The organism is Streptomyces sp. NPDC107559 (assembly GCF_055657365.1).
In genome coordinates, this window is the sequence record NZ_JBVKBD010000007.1 from 329,730 (window position 1) to 345,413 (window position 15,684).

The following is a 15,684-nucleotide window of genomic DNA, read 5'->3' on the forward strand; positions in this document are numbered from 1 at the left end:
GCCCCTGTCGTACGTCGGCGACCGCTAGAGGGCGACGCCCAGCAGCGCGTCGACGGCCCGGGACACCAGGCCGGGGGCGCTGATGTCCGTACCGCCCTGTTCCTGCTGCGCGGCGGCCCAGCGGTCCACGGCCAGCAGCGCGGCCGGGGCGTCGAGGTCGTTCGCGAGGGCCTCGCGGATCTCCTCGACGAGGGCGTCCGCGGACGGTCCGTCGGGACGGGACACGGCCGCGCGCCAGCGCTCGAGCCGTGCCTCGGCGGCCGGCAGCACCTCGTCGGTCCACTCCCAGTCGCGACGGTAGTGGTGGGCGAGGAGGGCGAGGCGGATGGCGGCCGGGTCGACGCCGTCGCGCCGCAGACGCGAGACGAAGACGAGGTTGCCCCGTGACTTGGACATCTTCTCGCCGTCCAGGGCGACCATGCCGGCGTGGACGTACGCCTTGGCCATGGGGAACTCGCCGGTCAGCACCTGGGCGTGCGAGGCGCCCATCTCGTGGTGCGGGAAGACCAGGTCGGAGCCGCCGCCCTGGACGTCGAAGCCCATGCCGAGGTGGTCGAGGGCGATGGCGACGCACTCGATGTGCCAGCCGGGCCGTCCGCGTCCCAGCGAACCGCCGTCCCAGCTGGGCTCGCCGTCACGGGCGGCCATCCACAGCATGGGGTCGAGCGGGTTCTTCTTGCCGGACCGGTCGGGGTCGCCGCCGCGTTCGGCGGACAGCAGCCGCATGGCGGCGGCGTCGAGGTGGGAGACCTTGCCGAAGTCGGGGTCGGACTCGACGGAGAAGTAGACGTCGCCCTCGAGCTCGTAGGCGGCGCCCTGGTCGCGCAGCCGCTCGACGAGCGGCACGATGCCGGGTATCGCCTCGACGGCGCCTATGTAGTGCTGCGGCGGGAGCATCCGCAGCGCGGTCATGTCCTCGCGGAAGAGGGCCGTCTCCTGTTCGGCGAGGGCGACCCAGTCGACGCCGTCCCGCTGCGCGCGCTCCAGCAGCGGATCGTCGACGTCGGTGACGTTCTGGACGTAGTGAACCTGCCGCTTGGTGTCGAGCCACACGCGCTGCACCAGGTCGAACGCGTTGTAGGTCGCCGCGTGACCCATGTGGGTGGCGTCGTAGGGCGTGATGCCGCAGACGTAGATACGGGCGACGGGACCGGGGGCGAGGGTGACCAAGCCGCCGGTCGCGGAGTCGTGGATCCTCAGGTCGCGGCCCTGACCAGGCAGGGCGGGGACCTCGGAAGCGGGCCAGGCATGCATGTCATGAGACTAACCGGACGGAAGTTGCGCATACGAACCGGAGCGGGCCGGATGGCCGGGAAGGCCTTCTTGCGCGCCCACGGCCCGGTGTGCTTGAGCGCGCGCCTGTGGCCGAGCACACATCCGGGCCGCCCGTACCGGCGGCCCGGGCGGTACGGGTCGGAGCGGCCCGGGAAGGGGGCCGGGGTCAGACCTGGGCCGGGGTCAGACCGGTGGCCAGGGAATCGCCGGCCACTCGCCGCTCGGCTCCGGATGGGTCCCGGACACCAGCAGCGCGTCGACCCGCGCCCGGGTGGCGTCGACCTCGGCGGCGGTGAGCAGCCCGGCGAGCCGGACCGCGAGCGCGCCGTCCGGCTCCAGGGCTCCTCTGAGCCCCTTGAGCGCCGCCACGGCCTCCTCGGTCAGCGGTTCCCCCGCCCAGCCCCACAGCAGCGTGCGCAGCTTGTTCTCGACGTTGAAGGTGACCCCGTGGTCGATGCCGTAGAGGCGCTCGTCCGCCGTGGGCAGCAGATGGCCGCCCTTGCGGTCCGCGTTGTTGATGACCGCGTCCAGGACGGCGAGGCGGCGCAGGCGTTCGTCGTCGGCGTGCACCAGCAGGGCGGTCCTGCCCTCACCGACCTCGGCGAAGCCGATCGCCTTCCAGCCGGGGGCGGGCTCCTCGTCGTCCACCAGGGCGAGCAGTTCCGCGTCCGGGAGCGCCTCGATCCACAGCTGGCACATCCCCTCGCCGTACGGCCCGTCCCGCAGCACGGTGGGCGGCACGAGGCCCCAGCCGGTGGCCTCGGAGACCTCGTAGGCCGCCACCTCGCGCTCGGCGAGCGTGCCGTCGGGGAAGTCCCACAGGGGCCGCTCCCCGGCGACGGGCTTGTAGACACAGGCCGCTTCCCGGCCGTCGTACGTCACCGTGCAGTACAGCGCCGCGTTGGACGCGTCGCGGATGCGTCCGCGCACGGTCAGCTCGCCGCGCGCGAGCAGCTCGGCGGGCGTCACCTCGGTCCTCACGCCCCGCGGCGGTATCCGTTCTGGCGCGGACATACGTGTCCTTCCGGGTCGAGCGGCAGGCTGCACAGCGGGCAGGGGGGCCGGCCGGCGTTGACGACGTCGAGGGCGCGTTTGGCGAAGGCCCGCGCCTGGGCGCCGGTCAGCCGGACCCGCAGCATCGGGGGCCCGTTCTCCTCGTCCTGCAGGAGCCGCTCCTCGGCCTCGGCGAGGTCCTCGTCGGACTCGGCGTCGAGTTCCACCAGGGCCTGCGCCTCGACGATCATGCGCTGTTCCTCGCCGTCCCAGGCCAGCGCCATGGTGCCGACCCGGAACTCCTCCTCGACCGGGGTGTCGAGGGGGGCGGTGTCGGAGATCTCGGTGGGCGCCATGGCGGGCACGGCAGCGCTGCCGCCGCTACGGCGTACGACCTCGTCGAGCAGTTCGTCCATGCGCTCCGCGAGTGCCGCGACCTGGGTCTTCTCCAGGGCCACGCTGGTCACCCGGGATCCGGCGGTGGCCTGGAGGAAGAACGTACGGCGCCCGGGCAGACCGACCGTGCCGGCCACGAAGCGCTCCGGCGGGTCATACAGGTACACCTGACGGGACACGTCCTGTCTCCATTGGATTCGTGAGTGCGTGAACGTCCGTACGCGAACGTGACTGCGTGAACCGCTTCACCCTACTGCGGCCGACGATCACGGTGCGCCCGCGCCGCCGCCGACCGGGGCTTCGCCCTCGGCCGGTTCCTCGTGCGGTACGAGGGAGGCGAGGTCGCCGGTGTCCCCGAGGCGTACGAGGAAGGGCCGCAGTCTGGTGTAGCGGATCACGGTGAGGGAACAGGGTTCTACGGAGATCCTCTGGAACAGGTCGAGATGAAGTCCGAGTGCGTCCGCCACGAGCGACTTGATGATGTCGCCGTGCGAGCACATGAGGTACACGGCACGGGCGCCGTGGTCGCGCTCCACGCGCGCGTTCCACTCGCGTACCGCCTCGGCGGCCCGGGTCTGCATGGCGCGCATGGACTCGCCGCCGGGGAAGACGGCGGCGGACGGGTGGTTCTGGACGACCTCCATCAGGGGTTCGTCCTTCAGCTCGGCGAGTTTGCGCCCGGACCAGTCGCCGTAGTGGCACTCCCCGATCCGCTCGTCGGTGTGCGCGGTCAGCTCCGGACGGGCGTCGAGCAACGGCCGCAGGGTCTCCTGGCAGCGCTGCAACGGGCTGGTGACGACCTCGGAGACCGGGATGCCGGCGAGCCGCTTCGGCAGTGCGGCGGCCTGCGCGGCGCCGCGCTCGTCGAGGGCGACGCCGGGCGTCCAGCCGGCGAGCAGGCCCTCGGTGTTGGCGGTGGAACGTCCGTGCCGGACGAGGATCAGCGTGGGCATGCGGACCAGCGTAGGCGCACCGGAGGGTGGGCCGAGGGCCGACGGAGAGGAGAATGCGCACCGTGATCGTGGACTGTGCCGTCTACCGTGGCGGGCACCGGATCGAGCGTCCCGCGGACCTGTCCGACGCCCTGGGCGCGGCGCGTGCCGCGGGCGGATTCGTCTGGATCGGTCTGCACCGGCCGTCCGAGGAGGAGTTCGCGCTGGTCACCCGGGAGTTCGGGCTGCACCCGCTGGCGGTCGAGGACGCCCTGAAGGCCCACCAGCGGCCCAAGCTGGAGGTGTACGACGACTCGCTGTTCCTGGTGCTGAAGCCGGTCGTGTACGAGCCGCAGAGCGATGCCGTCTCCAGCGACGAGGTCATGGTCTTCCTCGGGGACGCCTTCGTGGTGACCGTGCGGCACGGCGAGGGCGCGTCCCTGACGGGGGTGCGGCACCGGCTGGAGCAGGAGCCGGAGCTGCTGCGCAAGGGCCCCACGGCCGTGCTGTACGCGATCTCGGACGCGACCGTCGACCACTATCTGGAGGTGGCGGCCGAACTCCAGACGGACCTGGAGGAGCTGGAGGCGGAGGTGTTCTCGCCCGGCGGGGGCGGTTCGCGGCACACCGCGTCGCGCATCTACACCTTCAAGCGGCAGATCCTGAAGTTCCGGCGGGCGACCGGGCCGCTGGCGACACCGCTGGCCCGGCTCTCGGGCACCGGGTCGTCCGGCGCGTCGGTGCCGTTCGTGCACGAGGGGTCGCGGCCCTTCTTCCGTGACGTCAACGATCACCTGATGCGGGTCAACGAGTCGGTGGAGGGTCTGGACCGGCTGGTCTCGGACGTGCTGTCGGCGCATCTGGCGCAGACGGGCGTGCGGCAGAACGACGACATGCGCAAGATCTCCGCGTGGGCCGCCATGGCGGCGGTGCCGACCATGATCGCGGGGATCTACGGGATGAACTTCGACCACATGCCGGAGCTGCACTGGCTGTGGTCGTATCCGGTGGTGATCGGGGCGATGGCCGTTCTGGAGGTGCTGCTGTACCGGACGTTCAAGCGGCGGGGCTGGCTGTAGCGAGGGCGTCGCGCCGCAGGGGCGTCTCCAGGGAGACCATCCGCCGCCAGCCGGCGAAGCGTTCCCAGGCGTAGACGGTGTGGATGCCGGCGGCCAGCGCCGCCGACTTGGCGGCCGGCCAGCGCAGGATGCGTCCCATGTGGGTCATGACGGCGAGGCTGACGTCGCGGTAGACGCGGATCTCGGCGAGCGCGCAGTCGCGCAGGGTGCGCTGGATGGCGGGGCCGTGGCCGGCGCGGGCGTACCGCAGCAGTTCCTCGTGGCAGTAGGCGAGGTGGTTGTTCTCGTCGTTGGAGATCATCTTCACCGCGTGGCCGATGTCGGGGTGGTCGGCGAAGTATCGGAGCAGCAGTTCCATCTGTTCGGACGCGCGCTGCTCGGTGACCCGGCTGTGGGCGAGGTAGACGACGATGTCGCCCACGGTCAGGGGCTCTTCGCCGCGGAGCCGGTCGTGGGCGAGGCCGATGCCGCGCCGCTCCAGGAGCATGGTGTAGTCGGTGTCGGGCGGTACGGGGACGGGTTCGAGGCCCCGTCTGTGGATCAGGGCGTTGAAGATCCGCCCGTGTTTGTCCTCGTCGGCGCCATGGCGGGTGATCTTGGGGGCCATGTGCCGTTCGCTCTCCGGGACGAGTGCGGCGATCCGTGCGTTCTCCCAGCCGCCCTGGGCCTCGCCGCCGGCGGCGATGGAGCAGAAGAGCCGGAAGGACTCGTCGTCGTCGAGGATCTCCTGGAACAGACTCTTGGCCGACAGCATGGTGCGCACCTCTCTGCCCAACTCGCACAATCCCGAAGAATTCAGCCAGATTCCGCAGAATTCCGCAGAGAACGAGTCAAATGCGGTGCGTGAGGGAGCGCAACAGCTGTGTCGGCGGACTCGGCCGAAAGAAGGACCACGGCGGGTCACCGCAAAGGCGTAACCGCGGGGGCGGCCGGGGCGTTGTTCCCTGTGACGGCCGTGGCGGGGAAGACCCCCGAGCCCCCACCACGGCCGTGGAAACCTCCGGCGCCCGCACAGGGCGCCGGCATCCCTCAGGCGAGCCCGGCGCGCTCCATGGCCTCGGTGCCGGCCCGCAGCGAGGCCAGCCGCTCGTCGAGGGTGAAGCCGGCCGGGGCGAGGGTCAGGGTCGTGACGCCGGCCGCCGCGTAGGCCTTCATCCGGTCCGCGATCCGCTCCACCGAGCCGAGCAGCGTGGTCCGGTCGATCAGGTCGTGCGGTACGGCTGCGGCGGCGCCCTGCTTGTCGCCGGACAGGTACTTGTCCTGGATCTCGGCGGCGGCCTGCTCGTATCCCATGCGCTGGGCGAGCTGGTTGTAGAAGTTCTGCTTCCGGCTGCCCATGCCGCCGACGTACAGGGCGGTGTAGGGGCGGAAGGTGTCGGCGAGCCGCTCCACGTCCTTGTCGTCGCCGACGGCCAGCGGGAGGGTCGGGCAGACGTCGAACCCGTCGAGGGTCTTGCCGGCCTTCTCACGCCCTGCGCGCAGGTACGTGATCGCGGTGTCCTCGAGGTGGTCCGCCGAGGGGAAGATCAGCAGGGCGCCGTCCGCGATCTCACCGGTCTGTTCGAGGTTCTTCGGCCCGATGGCCGCGATGTACAGCGGGATGTGCTCGCGCTGCGGGTGCACGGTCAGCTTGATGGGCTTGCCCGGACCGCCGGGCAGCGGCAGCGTCCAGTGCTCGCCCTCGTACGACAGTCGCTCCCGGGTCATCGCCTTGCGCACGATCTCGACGTACTCACGGGTGCGGGCCAGCGGCTTGTCGAACTTGACGCCGTACCAGCCCTCGGAGACCTGCGGGCCGGACACGCCGAGGCCGAGACGGAAGCGCCCGCCCGACAGCGAGTCGAGCGTCGCCGCGGTCATCGCGGTCATCGCGGGCTGGCGGGCCGGGATCTGGAAGATCGCCGAGCCCACGTCGATGCGCTCGGTCTGGGCGGCGACCCAGGTGAGCACGGTGGCCGCGTCGGAGCCGTAGGCCTCGGCGGCCCAGCACACGGCATAGCCGAGCCGGTCGGCCTCCTGCGCCACGGCGAGATTGTCCGCGTCCATCCCGGCGCCCCAGTAGCCGAGGTTGATCCCGAGCTGCATGCCAGATCCCCTTACCGCTCAGTAACGTCCCTTGTGCGGAGACCTTAGCGCGGGGCCCGCTCACGGGGCAGGCCGGTGGGGCCGGGTGGCGGGCGGGACGCGTGAGACGGGGTCCGGTGTGACGGGTGTGGTGTGAGGGACGGGGGTCCGGTGGGGCGGGTGCGGTATGTGAGGTGACGGGCGCGGGGCGCGCGGGCCGGGGCCGGTGGGGCGGACCGGTGCGGGCCCCCGGGCCGGATCGATGGCCCGTACCGGGCTCCCGAAGTGCTCCGTCCTCATGAAATCGGTTATCCACAGGCAACCCACGCACCACCCCTGGCCAGTAATCTCGGCGTTCATGGAGCAGAGGCATCTCGGCCGGACCGGCCTGCGCGTGTCCCGCATCGGACTGGGCACCCTCACCTGGGGCAGGGACACGGACGAGCATGACGCCGCGGACCTCTTGAAGACGTTCTGGGAGGCCGGCGGCAGCCTCGTCGACACCGCGGACGTGTACGGCGACGGAGAGGCCGAATACCTGCTCGGGCGGTTGATGGAGGGTCTGGTGCCGCGCCGCGACCTGGTCATCTCGACCAAGGCGGGCAGCGTGCCCGACCCCGACCGCCGGTTCGACGGCTCACGCGGCCATCTGCTCGCCGCGCTGGACGCCTCGCTGGCCCGGCTCGGCACGGACTACGTCGACGTGTGGCACATCCACGCCTACGACCCCCACACCCCGCTGGAGGAGACGCTCCAGGCGCTCGACCTGGCGGTCGGCAGCGGCCGGGCGCGCTACGCGGGTGTCTCCAACTTCTGCGGCTGGCAGCTCGCCAAGGCGGGGACCTGGCAGCTGGCGGCGCCCGGCACCCGCACCCGGCTGGCGAGCACGCAGCTGGAGTACTCGCTGCTCCAGCGAGGCGTGGAGCGCGAGGTGCTGCCTGCCGCCATGGACCTCGGCATAGGGCTGCTGCCGTCCTCGCCGCTCGGCCGCGGCGTCCTCACCGGCAAGTACCGCCACTCCACCCCCGCGGACTCGCGCGGCGCCTCCGAGCACCTGGCGCCCTTCGTCGCGCCCTACCTCGACGACACCGCGAGCCGCATCGTCGACGCCGTGACGACCGCGGCGGACGGGCTCGCGGTCACCCCGCTCCAGATCGCCCTCGCCTGGGTCCGCGACCGGCCCGGAGTGACCGCCCCCATCATCGGCGCACGCAACGCGCAGCAGCTCACGGCGGCACTGTCAGTGGAGGCCCTTACTCTTCCTGACGAGATCTGCCGGGCGCTCGACGACGTGTCTGCGCCCGTGCACCGCTATCCCGATCACGACTGGAGCACGCTGTGAGCACGGAACCGGAGACCACCAGGGACGCCGGGGCACCGACCGCCGCAGACCCCGAGACCCAGGACGCCGGCGCGCCGTCGGCGGGCACCGCGCAGGGCCGGGGCGAGGGTACGGAGGAGGCCGCGGGCGACGCCTCGGCGGCCGCCGAGGCCGACGGTGACGGCGGCGAAGGCGGCGACGACGGCGAAGGTGACAGCGGTGATGTGACCGGCACGGGCGGCTCGGACGCGGAAGGCGAAGGGGAGGCCTCCGCGCAGCGGTCGGAGGCCGAGGCCGAGCTCGCGGCGCAACGGCTGGAACGGGAGCGGATCGAGCGGCGGAAGGCCGAGAGGCAGGGGCCCATCGCCAGCGGAGGCAAGCTGAGCGGGACGGCCGCCGACCTGCTGGCGGCCGTGCGGGCGGTGGAGAGCGGTGAGAAGCCCGCCGCCGGGTTCGGCGGGCCCGAGCCCACACCGCGCCGCACCGCTCCGGAGCCCGTCAGGCGCCCGCAGCCGGTGGCCGTCACGGACGCCGGCCCCGCTGTCGGCCCCGCACCGGAGACCGTCGAGGCCGTACGGCGGGTGCTGGCCGAGGGCGGCGCGCCCGAGGCGCTGGCGCCCCAGGTCGGCGCGGCTCTCGGCGAGGGCGCGCCGGACGAACTGCGCGCCGATCCCTGGCAGTTGCTGCGGGTCGCGGGCGTACGGCCCGAGCAGGCCGACGGGTTCGCGCGGGCGCTGCTCGGCGCGGACTGCCGTCCGGACGACGAACGGCGGGGCCGCGCGGTCACCGGCTGGCTGCTGGAGCAGGCGGCCCTGTCCGGGCACACCGCCCTGGAGCTGCCCGCGCTCACGGCGGCGCTGGCCCAGCGGGGCGTGCCCGACGGCGACGCGGCCGTGCAGAACACCCTCGCGGAGGGCGAGGCGCTCGTCTTCCAGGACGCTCTGGAGGAGCCCGCGGCCGCCGGGCGCCGGGACGACACGGCGGAGGAGGGCGAGGAGGCCCAGCCCCGCCCGGTCCGGGTCCTGGTCGGCCTGGAGCGGTACGCGCTCGCCGAGGAGAGCCTCGCCGACGGCCTGGCCCGCGTGGTCAACTCCCTGCCCAAGGAAGCCCCCGCGGCGTGGGAGGCGGCCGCGGCCTCGGTGTCCGGCAGCGCCGCCGAGCTGATCCGCGCCGTCGCCGGACACGGCCTGGTGCTGCACACGGGCGGCGAGGCGGCCCGCGCCGAACCGGCGGCCCTGATCGGCGCCGCCCGCGCCCTGGGTCTGCGGGCCGTCGCGGCCTGTCACACGGCGGACGGCCGCCACCGGCTCGGCGCCGCGCTCGCCGCGGCCGAGGGCGGCGCCGGGGCCGTCGGCGAGGCGGACACCGAAGCCGTTGCGCCGGCCGCCCCCGACGTCGTCACCGTCGCCGGACTGCTCTCCGGCACCGAAGGTCCCGGGCGGGACCCGGAAGGGGCCCTGGAGCTCGAGCTCCTGGTCCTGCTGGACGCGCCGCAGCTCGATGTGGAGAGCGCCGCGATGCTGGTGGAGTCGCTGCCCGACGGGGCCCGGCTGGTGCTGAGCGGTGATCCGGCGGTGCTCTGGTCGGCCGGTCCCGGCCGGGTCTTCGCCGATCTGCTGGCCGCCCGCGTCTGTCCGCAGATCTCCTCGCGCACACCCGACCCGGGCCCGCTCGGCGAACTGGTCTCCGGCATCGGCGTCGGTGAGCTGAACCAGGTGGACGCGCCCGGCAAGGAGATCGTGATCGTGCCGGTGCGGGACGCGGGCGAGGCCGTGCACCGCACCGTGCAGCTCGTCGCCGACTCGGTGCCGCGCGCCTTCGGCGTCCCCGCCGAGCAGACGGTGGTCATCACCCCCGGGCACGGCGGCGCGGCCGGCACCCGAGCCCTCAACGCCGCGCTCAAGGAGCGGCTCAACCCCGGCCCCGGACGGTTCGGCGGCTTCGACCCCGGTGACCGGGTCGTCCACTCCCCCGTGCCGGGGCGTACGCAGCCGGGCCTGGTGGTGAAGGCCGACGCGGACGGGCTGCACCTGGAGTGCGCGGGCGAGCCCGTCGTCGTACCGAAGGACCGGGTGGAGCGGTCCGTGCGGCACGGATGGGCGCTGACCGCGCACCAGGCGGTGGGCAGCCGGTGGCCCGCGGCGGTCGTCGTGCTGCCCGGCGATGCCGCGCAGGCCCTCAGCCGGCCCTGGATCCACACGGCGTTCGGCCGGGCGGAGCGCCATCTGTCGGTGGTCCACGGCGTGGAGCAGGCACTGCCGAGGGCGGTCGCGGAAGTCCTGGCCAAGCCCCGCACGACACGGCTGCCCACCCTGCTGCGCACCCAGGTGCCCGCGGCGGACTGACCCGGACGGACAGCGGCGGCGGTCAGGAGACATGGTCTCCCGACCGCCGCCGTGATGACAGCCGTCCGCCCGGCCGCTGCCGGGCGACGACGCGATGGTGACGCCCCTGCGCGACGTGGTCCGCCGGACCGGCCCTAGCGGTCGGCCTCCAGCCGCTCCAGCTCCTCGTCCTCGTCCTGGACCTCGCCATCGTCCTCGCCATCTTCCTCGGCGAGATCCGCGTCGGGGTCGTCGTCGCTCACGTCCTCGTCCTCCGCCTCGTCGTCCCCGGCGTCGATGTCGTCGTCGAAGACCGCGCTGACGTCGAAGCGGCAGACCACCCGCTCCGGGTCCGCCTGCTCGAACGGGGCCTCCAGCCACTCCCCGGGGTCGGCCTGGTCGTCCGCGGCCGTCACCCAGAGCGTGGAGTCGCCCTCCTCCAGTCCGAACTCCTTGTGCCGGGAGGCGATCTCGTCCGGCTCGAACTCGCCGAACAGGATGCCGAGCGCCCCGTGGACGGTGCCCGCGGCGTCCTCGCCCGTGCCCTCGCCGTCCTCGTACTCCGCCGCCTCGACCCGCTGGGCCTGCGCCAGCAGACGCTGGGGTTCCGCCACGGCGTAGTCGCGGCGGATCAGCACGCTGATCGCGCTCGGCTCCGCCGGGCCCGTGTACGGCGGCAGTGAGTCGTCCGCACCGGGGATCTCGAAGGGCGTGACCTCGTCGTAGCGGTCGTAGAGCAGTTCGTCGTAGACCTCGGCGGCCGCGGCCAGCTCGTTGAACGCCTCGTAGACGGCCTGGTCGTCCTCCCCCGACCTGCGTTCGACCGCGGCCAGGTGGCGGTCGAGCGCGGTCTTGACCGCCTCGGCGGCGGCTCGTACCTCGGCAGCGGTGGGCTGCGCAGCATCAGACATAGTGCAGACGCTATCCGTACCGGGCCCCAGCCCGCACAATAGATGCGATGCCGGAATACGAATTTGTCGACGTGTACGTACCGCGCGGGGTCTCCCGCAAGGAGGCCACGCGTCTGCTGACGGACCATGCCGAGTACGGGAACTGGGAGTTGGACCGCCTGAGTCTGTTGCGCGACGGCAGCCGCAGGGTGCGGTTGCGCCGCCGGATCATCCGCCAGGTGCGCGCCACCTGGTGAGCCGGGGCGGCAGAGAAAACGGAGCGGGCCCCGCCTGAGGCGGCGCCCGCTCCGTTGGATCGGCCTTCGGCCGTCGGACTGCTGCCCTGGGCCGTCACGCCCAGGCGCGTGCCTTGCGGTAGAGAACGGCACCGGCCAGCAGCGCGCCCGCGCCGACCGGCAGGACGAGGCCCATCGGCAGCTCGGAGCCGGTGTGCGCCAGCTGCGCCGTCTCGCCGGCCGGGGTCACGGTCCGGTCGGTGACCGGGGTCTCGGACCCGGTCGTCCGGTCGGTACCGGTCGGGGTGGTCGGCTGCACCGGGTTGCCCGGCTGCTCCGGGGTCTGGGGCGGAGTCGTGCGGCCCGTGTCGCGCGGGGGCGTGGTGTGGTGGTGCCCGCCGTAGCCGTTGTCGCAGTCGTTGCCGAAGACGGGGTTCAGCAGGCCGATGACGTCCACGCTGTTGCCGCAGGCGTTCACCGGCACGTCGATCGGCACCTGGGCCTCGTTTCCGGAGCCCACGCCGGGCGAACCGCCGGTGTGACCGCCGGCGTACGCGCCCCCGTGGCCGCCGTGGCCGTCACGACCGCCGTGACCGCCGTAGCCGCCGTCGTGACCGCCGTAGCCACCGTGACCGCCATAGCCACCGTGACCGCCGCGACCACCGGAGTCGCCGCCGTAGCCGCCGTCGTGACCGCCGTAGCCGCCGTGACCGCCGCGGTCACCGTGGTCGCCGTAACCGCCCGAGCCGCCGTGGTCGCCGTAACCGCCTCGGCCGTCGCCGTCGCGGCCGTGGTGGTCACCATGGTCGTGCCCGCCGGAGCGGAAGGTGCCCCCGCCCCCGTTGGCGCATTTGTTGCCCATGGCCGGATTGAGGAGCCCGATCACGTCGACCGTGTTCCCGCATACGTTCACCGGAATGTCCACCGGCGCCTGGATCGTATTGCCGGACAGAACGCCCGGAGAATTCGTGCTCGCGCCACTCGCTCCCGAGTCGGCGTGGGCATAACCGCTGGCGGCCGCGATCGCTCCCGTCGCCGCCATCACGGTCATGAGGCCTTTACGCGTGACCTCTCGCATGCTGAATCCCTGCCTTTGCCTTTGACGTTGCCTGGAAAGGCCGAGCGGCCCCGGAGCGCATGGCGCGTGCTCCGGGACCGACGGCATGGACGACCCTCAGAAAGGCGACGTCAGTCGTTGACACATGTGTTGCCGAAGGCGGGGTTCAGCAGCCCGATCACGTCGATCGTGTTGCCGCAGACGCTCACCGGCACGTGAACGGGCACCTCGGCGACATTGCCGGACAGGACACCCGGGGAGTTCGCAGCGGCACCCTGAGCACCGGAGTCGGCCATGGCCATGCCCGCGCCCGCGAGAACCAGCCCACCGGTGGCAGCCGCAGCAGCGACGACCTTCTTGATCATTGTTCCTCCTTGTTGGCAATGCGATCCAAAACCACGGATCGCATCACCAACAACGAGAGGGCTCGAGCGAGGCTACGAGCTAATGGGACCATTCACTCTTCTCAGTGTTCACCGCACGCGTTGACGAATTCCGCCGCACCGCGTCGGCGGGCGCTTTCAGGACGCGTCGATGAAACGGTCGAGCACGCGTACGCCGAACTTCAGGCCGTCCACGGGGACCCGCTCGTCGACGCCGTGGAACATGCCCGCGAAATCCAGCTCCGGCGGCAGCTTCAGCGGCGCGAAGCCGAAGCCCCGGATGCCCAGGTCGTCGAAGGACTTGGCGTCCGTGCCCCCGGAGAGCATGTACGGGATCGCCTTGGCGGCCGGGTCCTCGGCCAGCAGCGCGGACTGCATGGCGTCCACGAGCGCCCCGTCGAAGGTGGTCTCGACCGCCTTGTCGGAGTGCACGTCCGTGCGCCGGACGTTCGGCCCGAGGATGCGGTCGAGGTCGGCGAGGAACTCCTCCTCGAAGCCGGGCAGGAAACGCCCGTCGACGTGTGCGCTCGCCTCGCCCGGGATCACGTTGACCTTGTAGCCGGCGTTCAGCTGGGTCGGGTTGGCGGTGTTGCTCAGGGTCGCACCGATGAGCTTGGCGATGCCGCCGAGCCGGGCGAGCGTGCCCTCCATGTCCTCCGGGTCGAGCTCGGTGCCGAGCGCGTCCCCGAGCTCGTCGAGGAAGGCCCGGGTGGTCTTGGTGACCCGGACCGGGAACTTGTGCCGGCCGAGCCGGGCGACGGCCTCGGACAGCTCGGTGATCGCGTTGTCCCGGTGGATCATCGAGCCGTGCCCGGCCGTACCGGCCACGGTCAGCTTCATCCAGTGCATGCCCTTCTCGGCCGTCTGGATGAGATAGAGGCGCCGCTGCTCGCTGACGGTGAACGAGAACCCGCCCACCTCGCTGATCGCCTCGGTGACGCCGTCGAACAGGTCACGGTGGTGGTCGACGAGGTACCGGGCGCCGTACGTGCCGCCCGCCTCCTCGTCGGCGAGGAACGCCAGGACGATGTCGCGGGGCGGCCTGCGCCCGCTGCGCAGCCGGTCCCGCACGACCGCCAGGGTCATCGCGTCCATGTCCTTCATGTCGACGGCCCCGCGGCCCCAGACGCACCCGTCCGCGACCTCGCCGGAGAAGGGGTGGTGGGTCCAGTCGGCCGCGTTGGCCGGCACGACGTCGGTGTGGCCGTGGATGAGCAGCGCGGGCCTGCCGGGGTCCTCGCCCTCGATGCGGGCCACGGTGGAGGCGCGTCCCGGGTGCGACTCGAAGATCCGCGGTTCGAGGCCGACCTCCGCGAGCTTCTCGGCGACGTACTCGGCCGCCTTGCGCTCACCCGGGCCCGAATGGTCGCCGTAGTTGCTGGTGTCGATCCGGATCAGCTCGCGGCAGAGGTCGACGACCTCGTCCTCGCCGGTGACACCCTTGGCCGTGTCCGTCTGGCTCACGCTGCTTCCTCCCGCTGACACTGCTGGTGGTTGGCCTCATCCTCCCCCTCCGCCGGACCGGGGCCCAAGGCCGGTCCCGGTCCGTCACACGCCGTTCACGCCGGGAGCGCGGCGGCCGGACCACCCGTGATCGGCCACCCCCGAAAGCCTGGTAATGTTTACGACGTCGCCGCGGGGGAAACCCCGCACGACAAACACCTTGTCCGGGTGGCGGAATGGCAGACGCGCTAGCTTGAGGTGCTAGTGCCCTTTATCGGGCGTGGGGGTTCAAGTCCCCCCTCGGACACCAGCCGAATCCCCCGGCCGCTCAGCGGCCGGGGGATTCGTCGTTCCCGCTCGCCGGACACGTCCGGAATTCACCCCTGCGGGGGTGTCCGCAAGGACGGCCGCGTGGACTCTTGTGGGGTGGCGGGCGGCCCCGCCTCGACGGCGGCCCGTGCCGTCACCGACGAGCGGAGGAGAGTCCCGATGCCCACCCTTCCCTGGCTGCCCGGCACCGACCGGGGCGCGGCGGCTCCGGAGGGTGCCGCGGACCCGCCCCTGGTCATGGCCTCCCGGGTGGAACTGCGGTCGCTGTGGTCCGTGCCCGGGTTCCTCCTGCTGTCGCTCGTCGTCCTGCGGCAGGCCAGGCGCTCCCCGGGGCTGATCGGCACCTCGCTGCGGGCGGAGCCGCTGAAGCGGACGTTCTGGACGCTGTCGGCATGGCGGGACCAGGAGGCCCTGAACGCCTTCGACCGCACCGGCCCGCACGCGAGGAGCGTGCGCCGGCTGCGCCCGGGGACGAGGAGCTCGGTGTTCGTGTTCTGGAGCACCGAGCGGGACCGGCTCCCGGTCACCTGGGACGAGGCGAGGCGGCGGCTGGACGAGCAGGTGAACTTGGAGACACAGGGGACATGAGTACGGTTTCGGCCGATTCCGGGGGCGGCGCACCGGACCGGCGGCGGCGGACCGAGGACGGCGGGCCGGGGGCGGCGAACCGACGTCGGCCGACCGAGGACGGCGGGCCGGGGCCGGTCCGCGTGGCGCTCGCACCGCCGGGCGGGGCCTGTCGGGCGATTGTGTGGGACATCTCTCCTCGCCGCGACAAAACCGCAGCTCAGCGGGGGTCTCCGTACTCTCTGTACCCCCTCGATCGCCCCCCGTTCGGCCCTCCCCGGTGGCTTGAGCAGGGCCGCGATCCTAGCGTCGTACTACCATTTCCGGCTTGTTACGGTGCCGAGCTGGACAACCCCAGGCATACCTGCGGGCCCGTCGGCGCCCCGGAGGCTTC

15 protein-coding genes and 1 tRNA gene are annotated in these 15,684 nt (G+C 72.5%); 6 read left to right on the forward strand and 10 right to left on the reverse strand.

All coding sequences use genetic code 11. The annotated features are described in order from the left end of the window. Positions 1–24: 24 nt before the first annotated feature. The 4 genes from mshC to ACZ7OY_RS22780 form a co-directional block, all read right to left on the reverse strand. On the reverse strand, positions 25–1,254 hold the full coding sequence (gene mshC, locus ACZ7OY_RS22765; protein WP_471913025.1) for a cysteine--1-D-myo-inosityl 2-amino-2-deoxy-alpha-D-glucopyranoside ligase: 1,230 nt from the start codon (positions 1,252–1,254) through the stop codon (positions 25–27). A gap of 204 nt (positions 1,255–1,458) precedes the next feature. Next, positions 1,459–2,289, reverse strand: a complete 831-nt coding sequence (locus tag ACZ7OY_RS22770; RefSeq protein ID WP_471913026.1) for an SCO1664 family protein — start codon at positions 2,287–2,289, stop codon at positions 1,459–1,461. Then, positions 2,253–2,843, reverse strand: coding sequence for a DUF3090 domain-containing protein (locus ACZ7OY_RS22775; protein ID WP_351618333.1), 591 nt, complete (start codon positions 2,841–2,843; stop codon positions 2,253–2,255). Before ACZ7OY_RS22775 ends, ACZ7OY_RS22770 begins: the two co-directional genes overlap by 37 nt. A gap of 87 nt (positions 2,844–2,930) precedes the next feature. Then, entirely contained in the window at positions 2,931–3,617 is a 687-nt protein-coding gene (locus tag ACZ7OY_RS22780) for a histidine phosphatase family protein (RefSeq protein ID WP_385534276.1), read from the reverse strand. 62 nt (positions 3,618–3,679) lie between these two features. On the opposite strand from ACZ7OY_RS22780, the gene corA reads away from it, so the two are divergent. Beyond that, positions 3,680–4,675 carry a magnesium/cobalt transporter CorA gene (gene corA, locus ACZ7OY_RS22785; protein WP_471913139.1) on the forward strand — a complete coding sequence of 332 codons (996 nt, stop codon included), beginning with the start codon at positions 3,680–3,682 and terminating at the stop codon, positions 4,673–4,675. Here the strand turns inward: corA and ACZ7OY_RS22790 are convergent. Next, positions 4,653–5,429 carry a ferritin-like domain-containing protein gene (locus ACZ7OY_RS22790; protein ID WP_471913027.1) on the reverse strand — a complete coding sequence of 259 codons (777 nt, stop codon included), beginning with the start codon at positions 5,427–5,429 and terminating at the stop codon, positions 4,653–4,655. The two genes, corA and ACZ7OY_RS22790, sit on opposite strands and share 23 nt — an antisense overlap. 275 nt (positions 5,430–5,704) lie before the next feature. After that, positions 5,705–6,760 (reverse strand): LLM class F420-dependent oxidoreductase, encoded by a 1,056-nt coding sequence (locus ACZ7OY_RS22795; protein WP_384734576.1) that lies wholly within the window; start codon positions 6,758–6,760, stop codon positions 5,705–5,707. 337 nt (positions 6,761–7,097) lie between these two features. Here ACZ7OY_RS22795 and ACZ7OY_RS22800 point away from each other — a divergent pair, with 337 nt between their 5' ends. Together ACZ7OY_RS22800 and ACZ7OY_RS22805 are read left to right on the forward strand one after the other, a co-directional pair. After that, entirely contained in the window at positions 7,098–8,081 is a 984-nt protein-coding gene (locus ACZ7OY_RS22800) for an aldo/keto reductase (RefSeq protein ID WP_454401373.1), read from the forward strand. Continuing rightward, entirely contained in the window at positions 8,078–10,405 is a 2,328-nt protein-coding gene (locus ACZ7OY_RS22805; RefSeq protein ID WP_471913028.1) for a helix-hairpin-helix domain-containing protein, read from the forward strand. The genes ACZ7OY_RS22800 and ACZ7OY_RS22805 overlap by 4 nt, the downstream gene beginning before the upstream one ends. 134 nt (positions 10,406–10,539) lie before the next feature. On the opposite strand, the gene ACZ7OY_RS22810 is transcribed toward ACZ7OY_RS22805, so the two are convergent. After that, the gene (locus ACZ7OY_RS22810; protein WP_471913029.1) at positions 10,540–11,295 is read right to left on the reverse strand and encodes a hypothetical protein; all 756 of its coding nucleotides are present in this window, start codon (positions 11,293–11,295) and stop codon (positions 10,540–10,542) included. A gap of 47 nt (positions 11,296–11,342) precedes the next feature. On the opposite strand from ACZ7OY_RS22810, the gene ACZ7OY_RS22815 reads away from it, so the two are divergent. Next, a complete protein-coding gene (locus ACZ7OY_RS22815; protein WP_145882766.1) occupies positions 11,343–11,531 on the forward strand; it encodes a DUF5703 family protein in 189 nt (62 codons plus the stop codon). Positions 11,532–11,625: 94 nt separating this feature from the next. Here ACZ7OY_RS22815 and ACZ7OY_RS22820 read toward each other — a convergent pair whose 3' ends face one another. The 3 genes from ACZ7OY_RS22820 to ACZ7OY_RS22830 form a co-directional block, all read right to left on the reverse strand. Beyond that, positions 11,626–12,588 (reverse strand): chaplin, encoded by a 963-nt coding sequence (locus ACZ7OY_RS22820; RefSeq protein ID WP_471913030.1) that lies wholly within the window; start codon positions 12,586–12,588, stop codon positions 11,626–11,628. 110 nt (positions 12,589–12,698) lie between these two features. Continuing rightward, the gene (gene chpH / locus ACZ7OY_RS22825) at positions 12,699–12,932 is read right to left on the reverse strand and encodes a chaplin ChpH (RefSeq protein WP_471913031.1); all 234 of its coding nucleotides are present in this window, start codon (positions 12,930–12,932) and stop codon (positions 12,699–12,701) included. Between the two features lie 156 nt (positions 12,933–13,088). Beyond that, entirely contained in the window at positions 13,089–14,414 is a 1,326-nt protein-coding gene (locus ACZ7OY_RS22830; RefSeq protein WP_471913032.1) for a M20/M25/M40 family metallo-hydrolase, read from the reverse strand. Between the two features lie 201 nt (positions 14,415–14,615). Here ACZ7OY_RS22830 and ACZ7OY_RS22835 point away from each other — a divergent pair. Next, positions 14,616–14,703 (forward strand) — tRNA-Leu (locus ACZ7OY_RS22835). A gap of 179 nt (positions 14,704–14,882) precedes the next feature. Further along, entirely contained in the window at positions 14,883–15,311 is a 429-nt protein-coding gene (locus ACZ7OY_RS22840; protein WP_471913033.1) for a DUF3291 domain-containing protein, read from the forward strand. Positions 15,312–15,684: the final 373 nt, after the last annotated feature.